21 protein-coding genes are annotated in these 24399 nt (G+C 64.4%); 9 read left to right on the top strand and 12 right to left on the bottom strand.

Translation table 11 applies throughout. From position 1 onward, the window contains the following. Positions 1–19: 19 nt before the first annotated feature. The gene (fumC, locus tag M2332_RS00580; protein WP_413715969.1) at positions 20–1396 is read right to left on the bottom strand and encodes a class II fumarate hydratase; all 1377 of its coding nucleotides are present in this window, start codon (positions 1394–1396) and stop codon (positions 20–22) included. A 155-nt stretch (positions 1397–1551) separates the two neighbouring features. Between fumC and M2332_RS00575 the strand changes: the two genes are divergently transcribed. Further along, entirely contained in the window at positions 1552–2550 is a 999-nt protein-coding gene (locus M2332_RS00575; RefSeq protein ID WP_264572548.1) for a DNA topoisomerase IB, read from the top strand. Here the strand turns inward: M2332_RS00575 and M2332_RS00570 are convergent, their stop codons facing one another. After that, positions 2551–3282 (bottom strand): extensin family protein, encoded by a 732-nt coding sequence (locus tag M2332_RS00570; RefSeq protein WP_264572547.1) that lies wholly within the window; start codon positions 3280–3282, stop codon positions 2551–2553. It lies immediately after the preceding gene. A gap of 109 nt (positions 3283–3391) precedes the next feature. Here M2332_RS00570 and M2332_RS00565 point away from each other — a divergent pair, with 109 nt between their 5' ends. After that, a complete protein-coding gene (locus M2332_RS00565) occupies positions 3392–3574 on the top strand; it encodes a hypothetical protein (RefSeq protein WP_264572224.1) in 183 nt (60 codons plus the stop codon). 3 nt (positions 3575–3577) lie between these two features. On the opposite strand, the gene M2332_RS00560 is transcribed toward M2332_RS00565, so the two are convergent. The 3 genes from M2332_RS00560 to M2332_RS00550 form a co-directional block, all read right to left on the bottom strand. Next, entirely contained in the window at positions 3578–4387 is an 810-nt protein-coding gene (locus M2332_RS00560; protein WP_264572546.1) for a nuclear transport factor 2 family protein, read from the bottom strand. Further along, the gene (locus M2332_RS00555) at positions 4384–4812 is read right to left on the bottom strand and encodes a MarR family winged helix-turn-helix transcriptional regulator (RefSeq protein ID WP_264572545.1); all 429 of its coding nucleotides are present in this window, start codon (positions 4810–4812) and stop codon (positions 4384–4386) included. Before M2332_RS00555 ends, M2332_RS00560 begins: the two co-directional genes overlap by 4 nt. Positions 4813–4974: 162 nt before the next feature. Continuing rightward, positions 4975–6486: an aldehyde dehydrogenase family protein gene (locus tag M2332_RS00550; protein ID WP_319801470.1), complete on the bottom strand. Its 1512-nt coding sequence runs from the start codon at positions 6484–6486 to the stop codon at positions 4975–4977. A gap of 135 nt (positions 6487–6621) precedes the next feature. Between M2332_RS00550 and M2332_RS00545 the strand changes: the two genes are divergently transcribed. The 4 genes from M2332_RS00545 to M2332_RS00530 all read left to right on the top strand — a co-directional run bounded on the left by M2332_RS00545 (position 6622) and on the right by M2332_RS00530 (position 12566). Further along, complete coding sequence (locus M2332_RS00545; protein WP_264572544.1) at positions 6622–8271, top strand: GMC family oxidoreductase; 1650 nt, start codon at positions 6622–6624, stop codon at positions 8269–8271. Next, complete coding sequence (locus M2332_RS00540; RefSeq protein WP_264572543.1) at positions 8268–8648, top strand: nuclear transport factor 2 family protein; 381 nt, start codon at positions 8268–8270, stop codon at positions 8646–8648. The genes M2332_RS00545 and M2332_RS00540 overlap by 4 nt, the downstream gene beginning before the upstream one ends. Positions 8649–8651: 3 nt before the next feature. Further along, positions 8652–10277: a GMC family oxidoreductase gene (locus M2332_RS00535; RefSeq protein WP_264572542.1), complete on the top strand. Its 1626-nt coding sequence runs from the start codon at positions 8652–8654 to the stop codon at positions 10275–10277. 126 nt (positions 10278–10403) lie between these two features. Next, entirely contained in the window at positions 10404–12566 is a 2163-nt protein-coding gene (locus tag M2332_RS00530; RefSeq protein WP_264572541.1) for a S46 family peptidase, read from the top strand. Positions 12567–12707: 141 nt separating this feature from the next. On the opposite strand, the gene M2332_RS00525 is transcribed toward M2332_RS00530, so the two are convergent. Beyond that, entirely contained in the window at positions 12708–15209 is a 2502-nt protein-coding gene (locus tag M2332_RS00525) for a TonB-dependent receptor (RefSeq protein ID WP_264572540.1), read from the bottom strand. Between M2332_RS00525 and M2332_RS00520 the strand changes: the two genes are divergently transcribed. Further along, a complete protein-coding gene (locus M2332_RS00520) occupies positions 15199–15753 on the top strand; it encodes a hypothetical protein (RefSeq protein ID WP_264572539.1) in 555 nt (184 codons plus the stop codon). The two genes, M2332_RS00525 and M2332_RS00520, sit on opposite strands and share 11 nt — an antisense overlap. Positions 15754–15861: 108 nt before the next feature. Next, positions 15862–17220 (top strand): MFS transporter, encoded by a 1359-nt coding sequence (locus tag M2332_RS00515; RefSeq protein WP_264572538.1) that lies wholly within the window; start codon positions 15862–15864, stop codon positions 17218–17220. Between the two features lie 125 nt (positions 17221–17345). On the opposite strand, the gene M2332_RS00510 is transcribed toward M2332_RS00515, so the two are convergent. The 6 genes from M2332_RS00510 to M2332_RS00485 form a co-directional block, all read right to left on the bottom strand. Next, positions 17346–18800 (bottom strand): carotenoid oxygenase family protein, encoded by a 1455-nt coding sequence (locus M2332_RS00510; protein WP_264572537.1) that lies wholly within the window; start codon positions 18798–18800, stop codon positions 17346–17348. 23 nt (positions 18801–18823) lie between these two features. Continuing rightward, positions 18824–19672: an alpha/beta hydrolase gene (locus M2332_RS00505; protein ID WP_181559314.1), complete on the bottom strand. Its 849-nt coding sequence runs from the start codon at positions 19670–19672 to the stop codon at positions 18824–18826. After that, entirely contained in the window at positions 19669–20769 is a 1101-nt protein-coding gene (locus M2332_RS00500; protein WP_264572536.1) for an NAD(P)-dependent alcohol dehydrogenase, read from the bottom strand. Before M2332_RS00500 ends, M2332_RS00505 begins: the two co-directional genes overlap by 4 nt. After that, complete coding sequence (locus tag M2332_RS00495; protein ID WP_181559312.1) at positions 20769–21275, bottom strand: nuclear transport factor 2 family protein; 507 nt, start codon at positions 21273–21275, stop codon at positions 20769–20771. Before M2332_RS00495 ends, M2332_RS00500 begins: the two co-directional genes overlap by 1 nt. A 1-nt stretch (position 21276) precedes the next feature. After that, positions 21277–22740 carry an aldehyde dehydrogenase family protein gene (locus M2332_RS00490; protein ID WP_264572535.1) on the bottom strand — a complete coding sequence of 488 codons (1464 nt, stop codon included), beginning with the start codon at positions 22738–22740 and terminating at the stop codon, positions 21277–21279. Positions 22741–22814: 74 nt separating this feature from the next. Beyond that, positions 22815–23819: a MarR family winged helix-turn-helix transcriptional regulator gene (locus M2332_RS00485; RefSeq protein WP_264572534.1), complete on the bottom strand. Its 1005-nt coding sequence runs from the start codon at positions 23817–23819 to the stop codon at positions 22815–22817. A 174-nt stretch (positions 23820–23993) separates the two neighbouring features. On the opposite strand from M2332_RS00485, the gene M2332_RS00480 reads away from it, so the two are divergent. Beyond that, positions 23994–24392: a nuclear transport factor 2 family protein gene (locus tag M2332_RS00480; protein ID WP_181559309.1), complete on the top strand. Its 399-nt coding sequence runs from the start codon at positions 23994–23996 to the stop codon at positions 24390–24392. The last annotated feature ends 7 nt before the right edge of the window (positions 24393–24399 follow it).

The raw sequence follows: 24399 nt of genomic DNA, 5'->3' as shown, positions 1-24399 counted from the left end.
GTCCGGAAGGCCGGTCCGGTCAGATCATGGACTGCGGCTGCACGAGACGATCGAAGGTCGCCGCGTCGACAAGCCCGAGCGCAGAGGCCGCCTCGCGCAGGCTCAGGCCCTGCTCATGGGCATATTTGGCAATCTTGGCGGCGTTGTCATAGCCGACCTCGGGTGCCAGGGCGGTGACCAGCATCAGCGAGCGCTCGACCAAGTCCGCGATGCGCGCCTCATTGGGCACGATGCCTTCCACGCAGCGCTCGGCAAAGCTCTCCATTCCCGTGCTCAGCAGATCGATGGAACGCAGGATCGCCGCACCGATCATCGGCTTGAAGACGTTAAGTTCGAGATGCCCCTGCAAGCCGCCGACCGTCACGGCCTGATGATTGCCGATCACCTGCGCGGCAACCATCGTCAGCATCTCGCACTGGGTGGGGTTGACCTTGCCGGGCATGATCGAACTGCCTGGCTCATTGGCCGGCAATTCCAGCTCGCCCAGCCCCGAACGCGGCCCCGAGCCGAGCAGGCGGATATCATTGGCGATCTTGGTCAGCGCGACGGCGAGTGTCGCCAGCGACCCGGAGAGCTGGACCAGCGGATCGTTGGAGGCCAAGGCCTCGAACTTGTTGGGCGCGGTCTTGAACGGAAGATCGGTCAACGCCGCAATCTGCTTGGCCACCGCCTCGCCGAACCCTTGCGGCGCATTCAGGCCTGTGCCGACCGCCGTGCCGCCCTGCGCCAGCGGCATCAGCTCGTCTTCCAGGGCGCGGGAGAGACGGTTGCGGCAGTTGAGCAGTTGCTGAGCATAGCCGGAGAACTCCTGCCCCAGCGTGAGCGGCGTCGCGTCCTGCAGATGCGTCCGGCCGATCTTGACGATGCCGGACCAGGCCTGCGCCATCGCGCCGAGCAGATCGGCAAGATGATCGAGCGCGGGCATCAGCCGTTCGACCAGCGCGCGGGCCGCCGCAATGTGCAGCGCCGTCGGGAAGCTGTCGTTGGAAGACTGGCTCATATTGACATGATCGTTGGGATGGACCCGTGCCTTGCCGCCGCGCTGACCGGTCAGCGCCTCGTTGGCCCGGCCGGCGATCACCTCGTTCACATTCATGTTGGTCTGGGTGCCGCTGCCGGTCTGCCAGATGACCAGGGGAAACTGATCGTCCAGCTTGCCGGCCACGATCTCCGCCGCTGCCGTCTCGATGGCATCGGCGATGTCCGGGGCCAGTCCGTGCGAGCGGTTCACATGCGCGGCGGCGCTTTTCACGATGGCCAGCGCATGGACGATGCCGATCGGCATTCGCTCGGACGGGCCGAACGGAAAATTCTCGATGCTGCGCTGGGTCTGGGCGCCCCAATAGGCCGCGTCAGGCACGTCGATGGGTCCCAGGCTGTCGCGTTCTTCCCGCATCTTCGTCACCGGTTTCTCCACTATCATCTGCCGGGCCTGTCTACGTGCGCCGCCGGCTGGCTCCAAACCCACAGCTTGCGCGTTGTGCGCTCGTCCATGCCCATGGACAAGTCCCGTGGATAGGCCCCGTGGATAGGCAAGGAGCGGCCCCGAGCATGACACACGCGCTGATTTTCGTCGACGACAGCATGCCGGGCATTCGCCGTCGACCGAGTGGAAAACGCGGCTGGGCCTATTTCGATGCGGAAGGCGCGCGCATCACCGAGCGGGCAGAGATCGACCGGCTCAACCGCATCGGCCTGCCGCCGGCATATACCGATGCCTGGTTCGCGCCCAATGCCCATGCCCATATTCTGGCAACGGGCATCGATGCGCGCGGGCGCAAGCAATATCGCTACCACCCCGATTTTACCGCCGAGCGGGACGCGCGCAAATATGAGGGCTGCGCCGCGTTCGGCGCCCTGCTGCCGCTGCTGCGCCGCCGGGTGGAGGATGATCTGGCCGGGCGCGGCCTCACGGCCGAGCGGGCCATCGCCTCGGTCGTGCAGCTGCTCGACAGCGGCCGCATCCGCGTGGGGAACGAGGCCTATGCCAAGAGCAATCGCAGCTTTGGCGCCACCACCCTGCGCCGGCGCCATGCCAAGGTCAGCGGCAGCCGCCTCACCCTGCGGTTCAAGGCCAAGTCGGGCAAGCTGAGCGAAGTCAGCATGACGGACCGCCGCCTCATTCGCTTCGTTCGCCAGATGCAGGATCTGCCGGGCCAGCACCTCTTCCAGTATCTGCGCGACGATGGCACCGCCTCACCGGTCTCCTCATCGGATGTGAACGGCTATCTGCGCGAGACGATGGGCGCGGACTTCACCGCCAAGCATTTCCGGACATGGCGGGCGAGCGTGCTCGCGTTCGACTGGCTGCTGCACGAGCAGGAGGTCTCCACCCTCACGGCGATGCTGACCCATGTCTCCGAACATCTGGGCAATACGCCGGCCATAGCCCGCAAATCCTACATCCACCCCAATCTCATCGCCCTTGCGCGCGACGGGGCGAGCGAATTCCGCAAGCAGACGCGCCTGCCGCGCCAGACCAAATGGCTCAGCCGCCCAGAACGCGGCCTGATCGCCTGGCTGGAAGAGCAGCAGGTCGAGGCCGGCTGATCAGCGGCAAACGCCCCAGCTGACCCCGCCCCGATCCGCCTGATCGAAGTGGAAGTGATCGGCATGCTGGCGGTTATAATCCGGCGAGAGCACGGTCGAAAACACGCGGCACGCGCCATCGCGCACGGTCCGCAGGAAGGCGGCCTCTTCGCCCTCTCCATCCCAATCCCGCAGCACCGAAATCCGGCGGCCGTCGCTCAGCACGAAGCCGGCGATGTCGAGTGCATTGGCGGTGGCATGTTCGCTCCACGCGCCTTCGCCGCGCCCGTACATTCGCCGGCAACTATAGCTGCCCAAATGCTCAATGCGGACAACCGACGCGCCAAGAATTTGCTGCGCGGCAGGCTGGACAACCTGCCAGGTCCAGAGCGCGGTGGCGGCCATAACGGTACAGGCCGGGGCCACGTCCGTCGGCAAAAGGGCGAGCATGTCCTGCCCAGCCGCAAGGCGGGTGGCGGTCGTGACTCGGCATTGGTCGCTGCCGAAAGCCGGCACCGCCGTCGTCTCCAACCCGGCGCGATGCAGCAAGGCGCGACATTGTGGCGCATCGTCCCGCAATCCCGAGAGCTTGTGCCGCGTGAACAAGCCGATGGGCTGATCGAGCGAAAGCGGCGTCCAGGGGAGATCCTGCGGGGCCGGGCGGAACAGTGCGAACGCCAGCAACGCTGCCAGAATCAGAGCGCCCGCCCAGACGAGCCAGCGGATCGCGCGATGAAAACCGGATGCCTTCATAGCTGCCTAACGCGGCAGGACGCGTTCCGCTTCCGACAGGGCCATGCAACTGCTGGCGCACGCAGGCGTTGATCGATCAGACGACAAGGAAATCACGAAAGGATTTGAGATGTCGATGCCCGAAGACCCCAAGACGAAAACCGAGACGGACGAAAACCCCGAGGTCCGCGATGCTGGGCCGGATGCGATGAAGCACAAGCCCGCCCCGGGCAAATGGGACGAGATTGACGAAGCCTCGGACGAATCCTTTCCCGCCAGCGACCCGCCGGCATTTCAGCCGTCGATAACTTGACGATCAAGCGGACGCGGGCGGTGCCACGGCGCCTGCCCGCGCCACGTCGATCGTCGCGATTTGCCCATTGCGCAATCCGTAGACCACGAACACGCGCACCTGAATGCTCTCGCCTTGCTTGAGCGGCTTGACCACGAAATCGGGCGCGTCCTGCTGCGCTATGAAGGTGCTGGTACAGTCCACCGCAATTCCATTGTCGTCGATCACCAGCCCATGGATGGTGAGATCTTCCCGTACCGTCTGGAACATGGTGCGATAGAAGTCGCAGATGCCATCGCGTCCGTTGATGACAGGCACTGAGGGTAGCCGCAGCACACAGTCCTCTGTGTAATAACGCCCTGCCCGCTCCATATCGCCAGCACTGAACGCCGCCGCATAGGCATGATAGGCTGCCCGCCCGCCCGCATGGGATGAGAGCATCGGCGCCTTGGTGACGCCCTGTTCCGCCGGCCAGGTCATGGAGCACAGTTCCTGGATTTGCCCGGCCTCGTTCAACAGATAGGTCACGAAGAACCGCACCGTCAGAATGTCGCCCGGCAGCAAGGGCGCGAAGGGGAAATCGGGGCGCGGCGCGTGGCAGATGAAATCCATGTCCACATCGACGAACAGCCGGTTGCCCTCCTGCAGCACCAGTCGGGGGCGGATGACCTCGCGTACGCCGTCATGGGCCCAGTCGAGGAAATCGAGCAGGCCATCGCGCCCACGGCAGACGCGGGTGCTGCTGTACATCACGCAATCCGGCGCGAACCACCGCTCGACAAGGCGATCATCCTGACCTTCGTTGAAGTCGGCGACATAATCGTCGTAATTCAAGGCTTTTTCCTCGCTGAAGGAACGCCTTCACGCCCCATTTGATCGGCCCGCTTGGCCATGCGCAGCAACATGCCATCCAGGTCCGACAGTTCGGACTCGCTGAAATCGGCCGTCAACATGCTGAAGAACTTGCGCCGGTCCATATGGACCCGCTTGTAGCTGTCCTGCCCCTTTTCGGTCAGCACCAGCAGGCTGCTCTTGCGGTTTCGGGGGTTTTCCTCGCGCCGCAGGAAGCCTTCTTCTTCCAGAACCCGCACCGCCCGGCTGACTTCCGCCCGGTCCACCAGCGCGGCTGCCGACACTTCGCTGGCACTTTTGGTGCCCATTACGGCCAAATGCGCCAGCACCCGCCACTCCGCCAGCGAGACACCCGCATTGTCCCGGATGTGCTGGACCGAAAGCCGGTCGAGCATCTTGCCGAGCATCAGCAGACGATAAGGAAGGTGGCGGGAATCGAAGATGCGCCAGGCTTCTTCGAGAGGGCCCGCCGCCCCGTTATTGTTATCCTTTGCGCTCAATTGCGCTCCCCCCTCTCCTCGGGCCGCCCCGGTTAGACCCGAGGCGGCACTATAATTCGCAGCGCGCCCTTAGAGGGCGACGCTGACCGCCTTGAGCTCGGTATAGGCCTCGACGCCGGCCTTGCCATTCTCACGGCCCCAGCCGGAGGCCTTGTAGCCGCCGAGCGGAAGCGCGGGATCGACGCCGCCCGAACCGTTGATGCGGATGGTGCCGGAGTTGAGGCGCCGGGCCAGCTTGTGTGCAGTGGAGATATTCTGGGTGTAGATGGATGCGGACAGGCCGAACTCCGTCTCATTGCCCCGCGCGGCCAGCGCCGCGACATCGTCCTCATCATTGAAACGCATCGCGCAGAGCACCGGGCCGAAGATTTCCTCGGCGCGCACGCGCATGTCGGGCTTGGTATCCACCAGCACGGTGGGCTGGACGAAATAGCCGCCCTCATAGCCCTCACCGGAGAGGCGATCGCCGCCGGCAAGCACGCTGGCGCCTTCCTGGCGGCCGGACTCGATATAACCGGTCACGCGGTCAAGCTGCGCCGCGCTGACCAGCGGGCCGATCATGGTCGAGGCATCGAGGGTCTGGCCGACCTTCATGCCCCGCGCCATGTTCACCACGCCTTCCAGCACGGCATCAGCCACCTTCTCATGCACGAACAGGCGCGATCCCGCCGCGCAGACCTGACCGGCATTGAAGAAGATACCCATCGCCGCTGCCGGAATGGCCTTGGAGAGGTCCGCATCCGCAAAGATATAGGTGGGCGACTTGCCGCCCAGTTCGAGCTGTACGCGCTTGAAGTTCGTCTTGGAGGCTTCGATGATCGCCTTGCCGGTCACCGTCGAACCGGTGAACGAGACCTTGTCGACATCGCGGTGCGCAGCCAGCGCCGCGCCGGCGGTCCGCCCGAAGCCCGAGACGATGTTGATCACGCCTTCCGGGAAGCCCGCCTCAAGCACCAGCTCGCCCAGCCGCAGCGTGCTGAGCGGGGTCTGCTCGGCCGGCTTGAGCACGACGGTGCAGCCCGCTGCGATCGCAGGGGCGAGCTTGCCCATCGCCATCACCAGCGGGAAGTTCCACGGCACGATCTGCGCGCACACACCAACCGGCTCGCGCAGCACATAGGAGAGCCATTCGCCCGGTGCGCTGATCTCTGCGGTCTCGCCGAAAATCTTGGTCGCCCAGCCGGCATTGTAGCGCAGCTGGCCAACGGCGCCCGCGACGTCGATCATCCGCGAGAACTGGATGGGCCGCCCTACGTCCAGCGTCTCCAGCAGCGCCAGTTCCTCGGCATTGGCTTCGAGCAGATCGGCGAGCTTGAGCAGCAAATTGGTCCGCTCGGTCGGCTTCACGCCCGACCAGGCACCCTCGAACGCCTTGCGCGCGGCGGCGACGGCCCGGTCCACATCGACCTCGCCGGCGCTGGCGACATTTGCGATGAGTTCCCCGGTCGAGGGATTGAGCGTTTCGAAGGTTTCGCCGGATGCGGCCTCGACCCACTGCCCGCCGATCAACATTTTGACCGGGCCGTTAGCGTAGCGCATACGCAGTTGCTCAAGCAGACCGGGATTATAAGGCGCATTCATCGAAACAGACATCCTTTCCAGCAGCCGTCGGCACCCTGACGGCAGAGATCATGTTGAATCATCATGATCTCCTCAATAACAGCAGACATGCGTCCACGCCAACTCTAGCGCGCCGGAAGTCCATGGAGAGTGACTTTGTCCGAAAATTCCTTTGATTATGTGATCGTCGGCGCGGGGTCCGCCGGGTCGGTGCTCGCGGCGCGACTCACCGAGGACCCGAATGTGCGCGTCCTGCTGCTGGAGGCAGGCGGCGGTGGCGATGACTGGCTGATTCGGATGCCGCTCGGCTTCCTCAAGGCGCTGTTCAAGCCCGGCTACACCTGGCCCTATTGGACGGAGCCGGAGCCGCACATGAACAACCGCAAGCTGATCCTGCCGCGCGGCCGGCTGCTCGGCGGCTCCAGCTCGATCAACGGCATGGTGTTCATGCGTGGTCACAGCGCCGATTTCGATCGCTGGGCGCAGATGGGCTGCAAGGGCTGGAGCTACGCCGATGTGCTCCCCTATTTCCGCAAGATGGAGCGCAGCTGGCGCGGCGCGTCCGATCTGCACGGCGCCGACGGCCCGCTGAGCGTGACGCCCAACGCCACCAAATGGCTACTGCACGATGAACTCATGGCCGCCGCGAACAACGCCGGCTTCCCGATCACCGACGATATTCACGATGGGGATGAAGAAGGTGTCGGCCGCGTCGAGCTGACCATCGACAAGAATGGCCGCCGCGCATCGACCTACGCCGCCTATCTCAAGCCCGCCATGGCCCGGCCCAATCTGACGGTGCTGACCAACGCCATGACCCAGCGCGTGCTGACTGAGGGCAAGCGGGCGACCGGCGTGGAGTATCGCCACGATGGCGTCCTCAAGACCGCCCTCGCCCGCCGCGAGGTGATCCTCTCAGGCGGCAGCTACAATTCGCCGCAGTTGCTCATGCTCTCCGGCATCGGCCCGGCGCAGCACCTGCGCGAGATGGATATCCCGGTCGTGCATGACCTGCCCGGCGTCGGCGAGAACCTCTCGGAACATCCCCGTACGCCCGTGCTATTCGAGGCTGCGCCGGTGACCTTCGTCAATGAGTTGCGCTTCGACAGGGCAACGCTCTCCGTGCTGCGCTGGTACTTCATGGGCACCGGCCCCTTTGCGCGGCAGGTGAACAGCGCCAACCCGGTGCTGCGCACCGACCCGCGCCTCGCCCAGCCGGACATTCAACTCTGGTGCAACCCCGTGACGCTCGACGCGCATCTGTGGTTCCCCGGCATCAAGAAGCGTCCGCCGCACAAGCTGACCGCCGACGTCATCCTGCTCCACCCGGAGAGCCGTGGCCGGGTGTTCCTCAAATCACCCAAGGCCGACGATCATGTCGGCATTTTCCTCAACCTGTTCAGCGCGCCGGCCGATTTCGCGACGGCGCGGGCGGGCATCCGCATTGCGCGGAAGATCTATGCCACTTCGCCGCAAGCCGAGATCACCGGCAAGGAAATCTCGCCCGGCGCCGATGTGGTGAGCGATGAGGCGCTGGATGAGCATATCCGCGCCACGACGACGACCACGCAGCATCCGCTCGGCACCTGCCGGATGGGCACCGGTCCGATGGCGGTGGTCGATCCGCAGTTGCGGGTGATCGGCATGGAAGGCCTGCGGGTCATCGATGCCTCGGTGATGCCGGACGAGACTGGCGGTAACATCAATGCGCCCACCATCATGCTCGCCGAGCGGGCGGCGGACATCCTCAAGGGCAAGGTTCTGCCCGCCGACGAACTGGTTCACACAGGAGAGTATGCCGCATGACCCGCGAGGATTTCGAGCGCTATATCAGCGCCTTCAACGCCAATGATTTCGATGGCTTCACCAGCTTCTACGCAGATGACGTGGACTTTCAGCTGGGGGACCGGATGCACATCGTCGGCCGGGAGAAGATCGGCGACTTCTATCGCGGCGTGAAGGCGCATTTCGAGGAAACGCTGACGATCCTCGACCTCATTCTCGCCGATGACGGCGCAGCGCTGCGGGTTCACACCCGCTTCGAGACGATCAAGGATTGGCCCGAATTCGAAATGTGGCCGACCAAGAAGGGCGATGTGCGCGAGATCGAGAGCATCATCCTGTACCGCATCGCGAACGGCAAGTTCACGCACATCAAATCTGCCCGCTTCAAGGAACTCTGAGTCTTGGCCAACAGCTCCACGCCCGACTTCATCGTCATCGGATCCGGCTCGGCCGGCGCGGTCATCGCCGCCCGCCTGTCGGAAGACCCCAATGCCAGGGTCCTCGTGCTGGAGGCCGGCCGTCGCGAGCGCGACATCCGCCTCACCATGCCGATCCTCTTCCCGTTCGTGATGGCCGATCCCAAGTTCAACTGGAGCTACATGGGCGAGCCGGAACCGTTCGCCGACAACCGCCAGATCCGCCAGCCGCGCGGCAAGGCGCTGGGCGGCTCGTCGATGATCAACGGCATGCTTTACGCGCGCGGCCATGCGCGGGATTATGACGAGTGGCGCCAGCTCGGCAACGAGGGCTGGAGCTATGACGATGTGCTGCCCTACTTCAAGAAATCGGAAAATCATTGGGGCCCTGAGGACCATTGGCATGGCAAGGGCGGCCCGCTGAGCGTCAAGCAGCAGCCCAAGACCAACGATCTCTACCAACGGTTCATCAGCACCGTAAAATCGCTCGGCTATGACGAGCGCGACAGCTTCCACCGCGCCGACCAGGAAGGCTGGGGACCGCCGCCGCTCAACATCCATGAGGGCACGCGCGCCAGCACCGCCGCGCGCTTCCTCATTCCGGCGATGTCGCGGCCCAATCTGACCGTGGAAACCGGCGCGCTGGTCACCCGCATCGAGGTCGCCAACGGCCGCGCGGTCGCGGTTCACTATCGCGACAGCGAAGGCCGGGACAAGCGGGTCGCCGCCGCGCAGGAAATCATCCTTTCGGGCGGTGCCTATAATTCGCCCCAGGTGCTGCTGCTCTCCGGCATCGGCCCGGCCGAGCATCTCGCCGAGCAGGGCATCGATGTAGTGCATCACCTTCCCGGCGTCGGCATGAACCTGCAGGACCACCCTTCGGTCGCGATGGTCAATGCAGCGGCGCGCAGCGTGACGCTGACCAACAGCCTGCGCATCGACCGCTCGGCGCTTGCCGCGCTGCAGTGGCTGCTGACGCGCGGCGGCATGATCGCCGACATGCCGGTGACCGCCAACGGCTTCATCAAGACCCGGCCCGAGCTTGAGCGCCCGGATGCGCAGTGCCTGTTCCAGCCGACCATGATCGGCGCGCAGACCTGGTTCCCCGGCTGGCGCAAGCCCAAGGCGGACGTGGTGGCCATGGCCTGCGTGCTGCTGCGGCCCGAGGGTCGCGGCTGGGTGAAGCTGCGCTCGGCAGACCCGACGGACAAGCCGCGCATCCTCTCCAACGTGCTCTCCACCGAGAACGATCGCGCCTTCTTCCGCCGCCTCGTGCCGCAACTGCGCGAGATATTCTCCACCGCACCGCTGAGCGACGTCTTGCGCGGCGAGGTAATGCCCGGCCCGAATGTAAAGAGCGATGCGGAGATCGATGCCTGGGTGCGCAGCGCGATCAACACCGCCCTCCACCCCGTCGGCACCTGCGCCATGGGGCAGGATGACATGGCGGTGGTCGATCCGCGCCTGTGCGTCCACGGCCTCCAGGGCCTGCGCGTGGCCGATGCCGCCATCATGCCGCGAATCGTGGGTGGCAACACCAATGCCGCAAGCATCATGATCGGCGAGAAGGCGGCCGACATGATCAAGGCGGACAACGGCCTGCAGGCCTGAGGCGAGCTTGCCGGTGACGTAGCGTCAGCTCAGGGTGGTCCGGTCGAACGGGCTGCCCCGGCTTGCGTTCACCCATTCATGGCGCGATAGGCAGGGCAACCTCAAAATTTGCAGGAGCCTTGCCTCATGCCTCGGCGTGTCCATCATATCGTTTCTCTCGCGGGCTGCACCGCCCTCCTCGCCCTTGCCGCTCCGGCCGCTGCCAATGAAGGCATGTGGATGCCGGGCCAGATCAAGGACATTGGCGCCGCGCTCAAGGCCGACGGTCTGGCGCTCTCACCCGATCAGCTGGGACGGCTGGATGCCGCGCCGCTGAACGCCATCGTTTCGCTCGGCGGCTGCTCGGCTGCATTCCTCAGCCCCGAAGGGCTGGTCGCGACCAACCATCACTGCGTGCAAGGGTCCATCCAGTATAACAGCGGCGAAGGCCGGGATTATCTGACCAATGGCTTTCTCGCCAAGGAGCTGGGCGAGGAACTGCCCGCCGCGCCCGGATCGCGCATCTATGTGATCGAGGATCTGCGCGACGTGACCAGCGCGATGATGCGCGGCGTGACGCCCCGCCTCGATGGCCTCGCCCGGTACGAGAAGCTGGACGCCAATCGCAAGGCACTGATCTCGGCCTGCGAGAAGCAGGCCAACCGCCGCTGCGACGTGCGGCCTTATTATGGCGGCGCGGCCTATTATCTCCAGCAGCAACTCGAGATTCAGGACGTCCGCCTCGTCTATGCGCCGGCCGAAGGGCTCGGCAATTTCGGCGGCGAGACAGACAACTGGATGTGGCCGCGCCACACCGGCGACTTCGGCTTCTATCGCGCCTATGTCGGGCCGGACGGCAGCTCAAAGCCTTTCGCGAAGGAGAACGTCCCCTACCGCCCGAAGTCCTGGCTGCGCATTGCCTCGCAGGGTGTGAAGGAAGGCGATTTCGTGATGGTCGCCGGCTTCCCCGGCACCACGAACCGCCTGCGCACCAGCGATGAAGTGCTGTTCAACTTCGCGGAATATGAGCCGCTCTGGCAGCGCCTGCTGAGCGATTACGCGACGCAGATCGACAAGGTGACGGCGGGCGACCGCGAAGCCCAGATCCGTTACGCCTCGATCCTCGCGGGGGCCGAGAATTACGAGAAGAAGCTCGCCGGCGACCTCGTCGGTGCCGACGCCATCCGCCTCGATGAGCGCAAGCCGGCCGAGGAAAAGGCCTTCCGCGACTGGGTCGCTGCCGACGCGGCCCGTCAGGCGCGCTATGGCGCGGACATTGCGGCGCTGGATGCGGTGGTCATCGAGAATAACAAGGCTTCCCTCACCGGCCTGCGCACCTCCCTGCTCAACCGCGCGCAACTGCTCGGCGCGGCCCGCACCCTGTATCGCTGGGCCAAGGAGCAGGAAAAGCCCGACGCCCAGCGCGAGAGCGGCTTCCAGCAGCGCGACCGCGAGAGCATTGTCGACCGGCTCCGTCAGGTTGAGCGCCGCTTCCTGCCCAAGATCGATCGTCAATTGTTCGAGGCTGCCCTTGCCGAATATCGCCAGCTCGACGCGGCGGATCGCGATGCCAGGTTCGAGGCCGCGCTGACGCAGATCGGCTTCGACCGGCTCTATGGCGAAACCAAGCTGGGCGACACGCCAACCCGGCTGGGCTGGCTGGACAAGCCCGCCTCCGCCTTCGAGACCTCGGACGATCCCTTCATCAAGCTCGCCATCGCGCTCTATGCCGGCGACATGGAAAGCGAGCAGGCCGCCAAGGCCCGCTCGGGTCGCACGCAGGCTGCGCGGGCGGGCTATATGAAGGGTCTGATGGCCTACAAGCAGGCGGCCGGCCTGCCCCTCTATCCCGATGCCAACAGCTCGCTGCGCCTGACCTGGGGCAAGGTCATGGGCAAGGAGAAGGACGGCCAGATCTGGACCGCCTTCACCACCGCCGAGGGCCTTCTCGCCAAGCAGACCGGCAAGGGCGAGTTTAATGCCCCGCAGGGCGCAATCGATGCGATCAGGGCCAAGGACTACGGCCCCTATGCCGCGCCGGAGCTGGGCACGCTGCCGGTGGACTTCATGTCCAATGTCGACATCACCAACGGCAACTCGGGCTCCTCGACGCTGAATGCGCGCGGCGAATTCGTTGGCCTGGCGTTCGACGGCACGCTGGAAGGCGTGATCTCCGACTGGGCCTACGTGGCCGAGCGCAACCGCACGATCCACGTCGACAGCCGCTTCATGCTCTGGACGATGGACAAGGTCGACGGCGCGCAGCGGCTGCTCAAGGAAATGGGCGTCACGCCCGTCGCCAGCCGCTGAGGCACAAGGACGGGGCGGCGCGGCCGCCCTGCCACCCTGCCACCCTGCCACCCTGCCCCACACGCACTAAAAGAGAAAGGCCGCTCCGGATGTCTCCGGGGCGGCCTTCCTTCATGTCAGCCTGATGCTGTCAGGCGCTGGTCAGAAGCTCTTGCGCACCGAGAGATACCACTCGCGGGGACGGCCCGGCTGGGCTTCCGTGGTGGGCTGGCCGAAGGGCACCAGATCGAAGATGTTGTAGTAATATTGCTTGTTGAACAGGTTGGTCGCACCGACCGCCACGGTTAGGTCGCCCGCATCGTTCTGGTAGCTGATCCGCCCGTTGAACACGGCGCGGCCGGGGATCTGGGCGATCGGGCTGCGCGAGTTAAACGAGATCTTCGACTGGTAGAAGCCGTCGATCCGCGGCGTGATGGAGCCACCCAGCTGCTCGACCGGGATCTCGTACTGGATACCAGCCGAACCCGTCCACTGCGGCACATAGACCGGCGTCTGGTTCACGACGAGCGGATCGTTCCGCAGTTCCGGCGCATCGAAGTGCGTGTAACCGCCCGCGAGGTTGAACGTCAGGCCATCGACCGGACGGGCCTCCAGCTCGACCTCGAAGCCCTTCACCTTGCCCGGCGAATTGACGTAGTTGGTCTTGGAGATGCAAGCCACGCCAATGCCCTGCGCGAGGTTGACCGCGCCGTCCGTTGCCGGATTATAGGCGCGGCACAGCTCGTTGCCGCCGGTCACAGCCGGATCGACCTGCGTTCCGGCGAGCGTGCAGACACCGGTCGTGCCATTGTTGATGCACTCCGAACCGCTCTGTGAGACGATGCGCGAGGAGTAGTCCGAATAGAAGCCGGCCACGTTCAGGCGCAGGCGACGGTCGAAGAAGTCACCCTTGAAGCCGAGTTCGTAGGCGACCATTTCCTCGGCCGCGACGGGCACGAGCTGCGAGGCCTGGAACGGACGCGGGTTGAACGCACCGGGACGATAGCCCGACGCGATCGAGCCGTAGACCATCACGGAATCGGTCAGCTTGTAGTCCGCGCCGAAGCGGTAATCGATGCGGTCGTCCTTGACGAGCACGGGGCGAATGATGCCGCCCTGGCCGTTGTTGAACAGCGTGTCCTTAGTATCCTCCGAGTAGCGCAGGCCAGCGGTGAGCTGCAGCCGATCGAGCGGACGAACCTGCGCCTGCGCATAAGCGGCCTTGGCTTCGCTATCCACGCTAATGCGGGCGTTCTGCTGGAAGTTGAGGAACGGGATCGAGACGTTGGACGTCGTCAGGCCCTTGCCCTTGTAGTAGAACAGACCGGCGGTCACATCGAACAGCGGGCTGGTGTAGTTGAGGCGCGGTTCGACCGTCCACTGCTCATGCGTAATGATGGACTTGGTGGTCTGCAGGCTCAGCGGCGACCCGTCGGTATCGTTCACCGCCGTCGTGAAGACGTTGCGGTAGCTGCCCAGCACGGTGAGCGTCAGGTCCTGGGTCAGATCGACCACGGCTTTGCCGCTGAAGCCGTAATTCTCGATCACAGCCTTGCGGTCGAAGCACTGGCCGCCACGGTCCGACCCACCGTTATAATAGGTGCCGGCGATGTTGGTCCCAGCCGGGATCGGATCGCAATAGGTGGCGTAGGTGGTGTAGGGGCTGTTGGTGAGGAAGCGGCTGTCATAGCTGACCCCCCACAGCGGCTGATAAACGGCCGCATCAAGCGCCTGCGTAGCTGCACTCGGCACGATGCGCAGTTGCTTGTTCGCCACCGCCGGGGAATCATCGTTGGTGTAGTCAGCCGAGAGCGTCAGGTCGATGCCGGTGCCGGCGTAACGCAGCGCACCGCGCAAGGCGACGACGCTTTCACCGCCATAGCGGCCCAGTTCGCAATCGGTCTGCGAGGCGCCGGAGAGGAAGCCGTCCGAGGGATCGAGCGAGGGGAACCTGCCGGCGAGGCCAGGCGTGCCCTGACGCACCATGTCACAACGGAAGTCGAGCAGCTTCTGGTAGCCCTTGCGCTTCTTCGAAACGCCTGAGACGCGGAAGAAGAGGTTCTCCGAGAGCGGCACGTTAAATCCGGCGCGCAGGTCGGTGCGGTTGTAGCTGCCCACGGTCGCTTCGACATAGGCCGAAGGTGTCGCGTCAGGTGCCTTGGAGATCAGGTTGACGGCGCCGCCAATGGCGTTGCGGCCGAACACCGTGCCCTGCGGACCGCGCAGCACTTCGACGCGCTCAAGATCGAGCAGATCGAAGGTCGAGCCGGCGAGCAGCGCATAATATTGGTCGTCGACATAGAAGGCCACGCCCGGCTCGAACGCCAGGTTGAAGTCATACTGGCCGATGCCGCGAATATAGGCCTGCACGGCGCGCCCGAACGATGCGTTGGCAGCCGCGAAGCTGGCGTTCGGCACGATCGCCGCGACGTCCTGAATGTTGTTGATCGCCCGATCGGTCAGCGCATTAGCGGTCACGGCGGTGATGGCCAGCGGCGTTTCCTGCAGGTTGGTGGCCGAGCGCGTCGCGGTCACGACGATCTCTTCGACACCGGCGCGCGGGGACTGCGCCTGGGCAGCGGCATCGTCCTGCGCCTGTGCGGGCGCTGCGATGCTCATGGCAAAGACGGACGCACCCGCCATGCCCAGAAGCTTGTTCCTCAACGAAAACGACATTCCAAATCTCCCAAAACGCGGGCGCAGGCCCATTGATCGATGGGTGAATGCCGCGCCGCATCCCCGCGCCGCCCGGAGACAGCGCCGCCCGCAAACGGGCCAGGACACCACGCAGCTTCACCGCGTTATTGGAGTGATCAGCAGAGAGGACTTATGCGCCAAGACGAACGAGATCGCCTTTGCCTGTGAGCCGATCAGGCACGATGAGGGCCTGATCGAAGCCACGGGCTTCGCCTGTACTGCATCCTTCTCCCGCTGGCATAAGACCAGCCGAGCATCGCCAATACTCCGAGATATTGACTTTGCCCGATACTCCAGCCTGCGCCATTGGAAGAGCACCGATGAGAAAACAAGAAAATTTCTCATCGAGCAGGAAATATTGATGACTTTGTCAGAAAGTGTCGCATCCATGCCACGATGGACCCTGGCCTGCGGGCCGGTGGCGCCTCTTGTTCCGATCCCGTCGAAACCGCGTCGCACCGGCTCTCGCGCGGGCCCCATGAGCGACATCGCCGCCCGTCACAACCGCTAATCTGCAACTTTGCCCTATAAGGATGTTGATTCCCCATCAACACCGTGTTTTGGTGCAATCCGATAAAAAGCCCGGCTGGTCGGCCGGATGGATGCGGGATGGCTGAATATGAACAGGTTTGACGTCGAAGACTTCATCGATCGGTCGCGGATCAGCGCCACCCAGATCATGGCGCTGCTCGTCTGCGTTCTGGTCTGCTTCATCGACGGGTTCGATATCTTCATGATCGGCAAGATCGCGCCGGCCATCGCTGCAGATTTCGGAGAGACCTCCGAGGCCATGACCAAGGTGTTCGTTTATCAGCAGATCGGCCTCGCCATTGGTGCCTTCAGCATCGCCCCGCTGGCGGACCGGTTCGGACGGCGGTTCATGCTCATGGTCTCCTGCCTCATCTTCGGCACGATCACCATCGGCAGCATCCATGCCCAGACGCTTACGCAGCTGGCTGTTCTGCGCGGCATTGCCGGCGTGTTCATGGCGGCGGGCCTGCCCATGGCCATGGCGCTGATCTCCGAGCTGACCCCCAAGCGCAAACGCTCGACGCTGATCTCTCTGGCGCTTGTCGGCTTCTCGACCGGCAGTGCCGCCAGCGGCGTCGTCGCGGCGTGGCTGCTGGACAGCTATGGCTGGGAAAGCGGCTTCTGGATCGGCGGCCTTGTGCCGATTACCTGCGCGGTGCTGCTCTTCCTGATCGTGCCGGAATCGCTCAAGTTCCGGGCCGAGCGCAACCCGTCCGACCAGCGGATCGCGACCACGATCCGCAAGATCGACCGCAATGTCGACCTGCGGGGCGACGAACTGTTCGTGATCGAGAGCGGTGGCGCCAAGGGGCGCAAGGCCAAGCTGTCCGACGTGTTCTCCGAGGGTCGCCTGACCATGACGGCACTGGTCTGGGCTGCCTGCACCCTCAGCATGACCAACACGGCCCTGCTTAGCGCCTGGATGCCGACCTTCTTCCTCGAAATGGCGGGCGTCCCCATCCAGGATTTCGCGAAGGTCGCCATGATCGGCTATCTCGGCGGGGTCGCGGGCACGCTCTCCATCGGCTGGCTGATGGACCGGATGCGCCCTGCCCTGCTCATCGCCTGCTTCTATGTCATGCTGGCCGTGACCATCAACCTGCTGGGCTGGGTGCCCTTCTACTCCGCCTTCTTCGTGGTCGCGCTGCTCACCTGGCAGTTCTTCCAGACCGGCGGACAGTCCGGCCTCAACACGATGATCGCCCAAGTCTATCCGCCCCGGATGCGCAGCACGGCATTGGGCTGGGCCGGTGGCGCCGGGCGCATTGGCGGCATCGTGGCGCCGATTGCGGGCGGCTTCGCGCTCGCCCAGCACTACTCGCTGCAACTCACCCTCGCGCTGACGGCAGCGCTACCGCTTGGCACCGCGATCTTGATGTTCGCCCTCGCCTATATCCGCCGCCAGGAAGAGGCGAAGGATAGAGAGCCCGTCGCGCTCGCGCATTGATATGCGCGCTCGACGGTGGTCGGGTGAAAAGGAAAAGGGCGGCCTCGCGATGATGCGAGGGCCGCCCTTTCTGTTTGAGGCCCGCCCGGTCTACAGGGAACCGGTCGGCCGATAGGTGTAAGCGATCAGGCCGCCGAGCTGAGCTTCATATTATACTGGCCGCTCTTGAGCGTCTCCTCCGGCACCCAGGTGCCGTGGAAGGTCGAGCGAACGCGGACGGGCAGCTTGAGCAGCGCAACCGGCCCGGCCGCCAGGTTTTGCGCGTCCAGAATGGCCAGATCGCTGCGGTTCTTAGCACCGCGTGCGACCAGCACGAGCAGCCACCCATCGCCTTCCGGCGCGTCCGGCGTGCGCGGCACGAACTGCGCCTCCTGCACGCTATCGCCCGGGCCAGGCTTCCAGATCTGGAACTCGCCTGTCTGGTTGTCGAACCGCGCCGTGCCGCTCGATCCATCCTGCGCGCGTGCGAGCAGGAAGCCATAGCGATAGGGCCGCCCCTGATAGCGATCGTCCGTGCGCGGCATCTCGCCCGGAATGTTCAGCAGGCGCTGGGTGGTGAAGCTGTCCTCATTGCTGGCGAGATCGAACGTCATGCGCGTCAGGAATGGCGGAACCGGCGCTGTCTCCTCGCCCTGCGGCGTGGTGAAGAAGGGGAAGCAATTGCCATCATAATAGCACAGGTCGAGATGGACCTTCGTGCCTTCGCGATAGGCATTCATCATGTGACCGGCGCTGCCGGTTGGCCCCTTGAACCAGCGAATATCCTCCGCTTTGCCATAACGCGGCACCAGCGCGACATGCACAGGCTGATCGGGGTGCCACTGATAATAAGGCCCGCCCTGCTTCACCACGTCGAGATCGGTGATGAGCGGGAAGAACGGCACGACCACCCATTCATCGGTGATCGCGAAATCATGGACGCAGGCTGCATAGGGCATCTCGAACCAGATCTCGGTCTTAATCTTGCGATCCGGCCCGAAGACGTAGAACACGAAATCCTTGGTCGCATCGCCCTTGGCCTGATAGCCGAACGCCAGCAGCTCGTTGGTGATCGGGTCTACCTTGGGATGCGCCGTAAACGTCTCGGACAATATCTGTCCGTCGAAGTCGACGCGGCCCTTGGTTTCCAGCGTGTCGGGGTCGATCTCGTAAGGGAGGTCATCTTCCTTCAACGCATAGAGATGGCCGGCATGGAACATCGCCGTGGTGTTGGCCGTACCAAGATGGATTTCCTTGGCGCTTTCATCGACCGTATAGCGGTTGCGGTAGCTGCCGAAGAGCCCGCGACGGGCGGCCTTCTGCGCCTTGTAGCGATCCGTCTCGACCCATTTGACGACATAGTCCGCCTGATTGTCCTTGAAGCGGATCATGTGCATCTGGCCTTCGCCATCAATGAAGATGTCATCGGTGCGGCCGGAGGGATATTGCCGGTCGGCGCCGACGCGATACAGGCCGCCTTCCAGCCCATCGGGGATGGCGCCGGAAATCAGCTCCAGCCCACGCAGCTCGATATTGGCGCGCATCGGCTCGCCCCAGCCGCGATACAACTCGACATCGGGAAATTGAATGGGTTCGACCATGGGGTCCTCCTGAAGAATCTGCCTCAGACGGTGGCGATGAAGTTCATGATGTGATGCTCAAGGTCGCTGTCTGGCGTCCCGATCTCGAGCACAGGTGACAGGTGGTTGTGGCCTCCCAGCCAATGCAGCCTTGGAAAGGCCTTGTTGGTTATGGCGTAGCGGGCAGCCAGGCTCGCGGCCTGCTGCTGGAACGGCACCGGATCGAACTCGCAGACCGAGAAGAACAGCGGGATCTTGCTGGTGAGCAGCCCGGCCACGGTGGACGCCTGCGCCCAGCCGGCCGGGTCCTCGCCATAATAGGATTTCTGGAACTGGTTCGGCTCGGCCGCGGCCACGTCGTAAATCCCCGAGCACATCAGCGCGCCGGCAATCTGCGGCGAGAAGCGCGCGACGCAATCGGCCACGTGCACCGCGCCCGCCGACTGCCCCATCACGAAGATGCGGTCCGGATCGCCGCCGAATTGCGCCACATTCTCGCGTAGCCAGATGACGGCATTGGCCACGTCCTCGCCGCCGGCCGGCCAGGTGGCGGCAGGGGCGAGCCGGTAGGTCATGGTGACGCCGACATAGCCCTCATCCACGGCGAAGCTGCCGATATTGTCGTAAAAGGGCGAGCCTTCGGTGGTCTTGTCGCCCATCACGAAGCCGCCGCCATGGACGAAGACCAGCACCGGCGCGCCGGAAAGCCCGTCGCGTGTGAAGATATCCAGCCGATTGCGTGCATCGGGACCATATTGATGGTCGCGCGTCACCCTGGCGCCCGCCGGAATGCCGGGCTGCAGGGCGCGGTAGATTCCCTGCGTGCCGCCCATCATGTCCGGGGTCAGTTCCGTGCCGAACGCTTCAAGCTGTTTGCGGATTTCGGGGGTCATGCAGCATCTCCAACCTTGAGCACCGGCTTGATCACCGTGCCCGCCTCACAATCATGAAACGCCTTGCCGATCTCATCAAAGGCGTAGGTCTCGATCAGCCGATCGAACGGGAAGCGCCCTTGCCGCCAGTAATCGATCAGCATCGGCAGGAAGGTGCGCGGATTGGCGTCGCCGCCGAGTATGCCGCGCAACTGCTTGCCACCGGCCAGCATGGGGAACATGGCCGGCGCCCATTCCCCCCGAGGCGCCGCGACGAAGCCGGCAGTGCCGTTCATTGCGAGGCATTCCAGCGCCATGGTGTGGACGGCTGGCACGGTGGTGGTGTTGAAGGTGAAGTCCACGCCGCGACCGGTAACCGCGCGAATCTGCTTGGCGACGTCCTCGCCGTCGGAGCGGATCGCATCGGTCGCGCCCAGTTCGCGCGCAAGCTCCAGCCGGCCCGGGTTGATGTCCACCGCGACGATCCGCTTCGCGCCCACCAGCTTGGCGGCCATCACCGCAGAGAGGCCGACGCCACCGACCCCGAAGATCGCGATGGTATCCCCTGCCCCCACCTTCAGCGCCTCGATCACCGATCCGGCGCCAGTGATGACTCCGCAGCCGAGCGGGGCCAGCAGTTCCAGCGGAATATCCTTGTCCACCTTCACCGCCGTGCGCTCCGGCACGATGCTGTGCGTCGCGAACGAAGACTGGCCGAAGAAATGCGAGTGGATGCGCTCATCCCTGCACGCCAGCGCCGTCGAGCCATCGAGGCGCTTGCCGCCGAAGTTCATCGGCATCGCCAGATCGCAATAGGTCGGCCGACCGGCCACGCAACTGGGGCACACGCCGCAGCTGCTGCCCGAGAGGAGCACATGGTCGCCCACCGCGAACCCGCGCACGCCCTCACCCAGAGCCTCGACCACGCCCGCGCCCTCATGACCCAGCACGATAGGATGCGGCGCGTGACGCCCCGGATGCTCATGCAAATCGGTGTGGCAGATGCCGACCGCGACCATACGCACGAGCATCTCGCCCGCGCGCGGCGCTTCCAGCTCCAGCGTTTCAAGCACCGGCGCCGGCTGATTGCCGCGACTGACGGCAGCGGTGATCTGCATCACTTCTTCCCCGCAACCGGCGGAGCCTGATGGCTCGGCTTTTTCTTGAGCAGGATCTCGCCTTTCCACGGCACCTGATCGGCGGCGGTCCAGGCGTTGACGTGCAGTGACTGGAACCGCCACACGCCTTCCTTCTTGGTCACATGGTCCTGCCGGGTGCCGATGCCGAACACGAAGTTGGTGTGGTAATCGGTCTGAAACTGTAGGATCTGGAAGAAGCAGCGCACGTCCACCTCGCCCTGCTCCGGGCGTGGGTCCATGATCAGCGTGTTCATGATGTGCTGGCGCCCATACCACCAGCTCTGCCGGTCGTTCCACAGCGAGCGCAGATTCTCCAGGATCGCCTCGTGGCCCTGCACCCGGCCCTGCCAGAGGTGATCGAACCAGGCGTCCTGCGCGAAGGTGGACATCGCCGTCTCTTCATCGGCGAGGTCGATCCCCCAGGCGTAGCGCGAATAAAGCTCCTGAATTTCGAGCCGGTCGAGTGCGCTCAGTTCCCATGCCATGTCAGTGTCCTCCCGGTTTTCCAAGATGGTGATCGTTCTGGATATCGGCCGGCTCGCCATGGTTGGTGAGCAGGGCCTTGCGGCGCACATAGCGCAGGATCGCCTCCGGGCCGGTGCGCGAGCCGCCGCCCACGCCGGACGCGCCAAAGGCATTGCTGCCAACCGTGCGGTTCTTGGCGAAGGTCAGGAAGGTATCCTGCATGAACACGGAGCCGGCATTGATCTGCAGGCCGATCGCCATCGCTTCTTCCGCGCTGCCCGCAACGACGTTCGCCGTAAGGCCGAAAATGGTGTCGTTGGCGAGGGCAATCGCCTCCTCAACCGTCTTGAACGGCATGACCGGCAGGATCGGCCCGAAGGTTTCGTCCCGCATGACCAGCATGTCGTGGGTCACGCCGGTCAGCACCGTCGGGCGCATGTAGAGCCCGCCATCGATCTGCTCGACGGCCCCGCCGGTGAGGACTTTGGCTCCCTTCCCGACCGCGTCGGCGATGTGGCGCGTCACAATCTCTGCCTGCGGTGCGAAGGTGAAGGGATGGAGATGGCCGGCGCGCGGATCGTCGCTGTTGAGGCGCACCTTCTTCGCCTTCTCGACCAGGAGCGCGACGAAGGCATCGTGGATGGCCTCGGCGACGTAAATGCGCTCGACCGAGAAGCAGACCATGCCATTGGCGTGAACCGCGCCGCGCAGGACTGCGGTGGTCGCCCGCTCCAGATCTGCGGTTTCCGTGACGATCACCGGGTCCTTGCCGCCCAGTTCCAGATAGCAGGGGATCAGGCGCTCGGCGCACTGCACGGCGATCTTGCGGCCGGTGGGTACGCTGCCCGTGAAGCAGACGAGGTCGACCGTGTCGATGATCGCCCGCCCCGTCTCGCCATCGCCCTGAACATAATCGAACACGCCGGCCAGTTCCGGCACCTGCGCCACGGCCTCGAACAACGGCTGCACCCAGCGCGGCGTCACTTCCGAGGGCTTGATGAGCACGGCGCAACCGGCGAACAGGGCCGGAATGGCATCGAGCAGCACCAGCATCATCGGCGCGTTCCAAGGGCCGATCACGCCGACCAGCGGATAGGGCACGAACTGCGTGCGCACCTCCACCTGCGGCATGGCCTTGGAGGGGCCGGTATAGCTTGCCGCATCGAGCGCGGCCTGCGCGTCCTCGATCCAGCCGCCGATATTGCCCATGGTGATGAAGCCCTGGAGATAGGAGGTGTGGCACCCGCCCGTATCGATCGCATCAGCCTCGGCGATGACGCTGGCGCGCTTGGCGACCTCGCCCAGCCAGCGCTGCATGACGTCGATGCGCTCTGCGAGCGGCTTGGCACCCCAGGCCTGCTGGTTGCGCCGGAGACGGTCAGCCTTCGCCGCCACGTCCTCCGCCGTCGCAATTTCCATCATAAAGTCGGTCGCGCCGCTGCGTGGGTTGTGCACGGGCACGCTGCGCCGTTCGATATCCGCCATGAACGTCCTCCCCAAAGGCGAGAGACTCGCCTCAATTAGTCAGACGTCGTTGTATATCGATGTTGAACGCGCAATCAACAGGATTGCGGCGGTTCATGATCCCAAGGGAAAAAGCCCGGATAGCGCAGGATCGCCGAGTGCGCGCGCACCACGGATTGCAAGGGCGGGAGCAGCGCTTCGAAGGCGCGCGCCGATATGTTGGATCGCACCGCATCTTCCGTTGCATCCGCGCTGGCCTGGAGGCGGTCGATCTGGTGCCGGCCCTCATCGGTGACGAAATAGAGCGTCTTGCGACGATCCTGCGGAGACGGCACTGCCTGCAACCACCCCCGCTGGGCCAGCTTCTTGAGAACGATCGCGCAGGTGGAGGGATCAAGCCCGTAGACCCGCGCGAACTCGACCTGACTCAGGCCGCCATGCAGATCGAGTATCACCATCGCGGAGAACTGGCGCAGGGTCACCGCCATCGGCGCGACCTGCTCACTGAAATGCGCATGGAGAATCTGCAGCGCGCGACGGAACAGCATGCTGGGCACATTGGCCAGATAGGAGTCCTGCCTGTCCCACCGCGGCGCGCCGTCATTGCCGGCCTCCACCAGGCTGGAGAGCTGCGCCATGGCCACCCCGCGCTCGTCGTCGCTCAGCGGGTCGAGCAGCAACGCCTGAAGCTGGGCGAAGGACGACCGGATTTCGTCCATGCGGGCTTCCCCGGCCGCCGTCAGCACCGGCAGACTGCGCCGCCGATCCCGATCATCTTGCTGGCGGGCGATAAGGCCGGTCAGTTCGAGATTCTGCAGCACGATCGCCGTGGTCGAGGTGTCGCTGCCGCAGGCCCGCGCGAGGCGAACCTGATCGCTCCCCGGACGCTCGGCAATCGCCAGCATCATTTCCGCCTGCGACAAGGTCTCGCCCCCGCAGGCCACCGATCCGTACAGGGCATTTGCGATCTGATCGATGCGATTGAGCAGAAACCCCGGCTTGCGCAGGAACACCCGCATGACCTGATCGAGCGGAACACGCGGTCTTTCTACGGCCCAATCAATCTCAGGTGCAGCAATGGCAATTTGTTTTGCAGGCATCGTCACAAACAGGCGGACCCCGTGATGGGCAATGTTATCATGCGCAACAATCGGCCAGATTCCGGGGCTTGGCAAGCATGTCGGTTAAGCAGATCGACGTTTTTCAGTTGAACCTGAGCGGCCACCCGCTTAGCTGTTGAAGAATCAACAACAAGAATTTTCTTGGAGCGCAGGATGACCGAGGACGACTATGCCGACTACATCGCCCGCTTCAATGCGAACGATTTCGAAGGTTTCGGCCGCTATTATTGCGATGACGTGGTGTTCAACCTGGGCGAGAAGCGCCAGATCATAGGACGTTCCGCCATTCTGGATTTCTACCGCGACGTGAAGTCCAAGGTCCGCGAAACGCTCGACATTCTCGCCGTCGCGGCCGGTCCGGGCACCCTCGCCTGCCATGTTCGCACCGAATTCTACGGCCTGGAAGACTGGCCCGACTTCATCGCCGGCCCCTTGATGAAGGGGCAAACCCTCAACATCGAGAGCCTTGGCTTCTATTATCTGCGCGACGGCAAGTTCGCGCAAATTCTCGGCGCGCGGTACAAGACGCTGCCCGCCACAGCTGCTGTTTGATAGTCAT

Origin of the sequence: Sphingobium sp. B11D3A (assembly GCF_025961695.1) — a bacterium.
Classification (GTDB): domain Bacteria; phylum Pseudomonadota; class Alphaproteobacteria; order Sphingomonadales; family Sphingomonadaceae; genus Sphingobium.
Note: the sequence above shows the minus strand (reverse complement) of the source record. Positions and strands in the feature narration are given on the sequence as shown.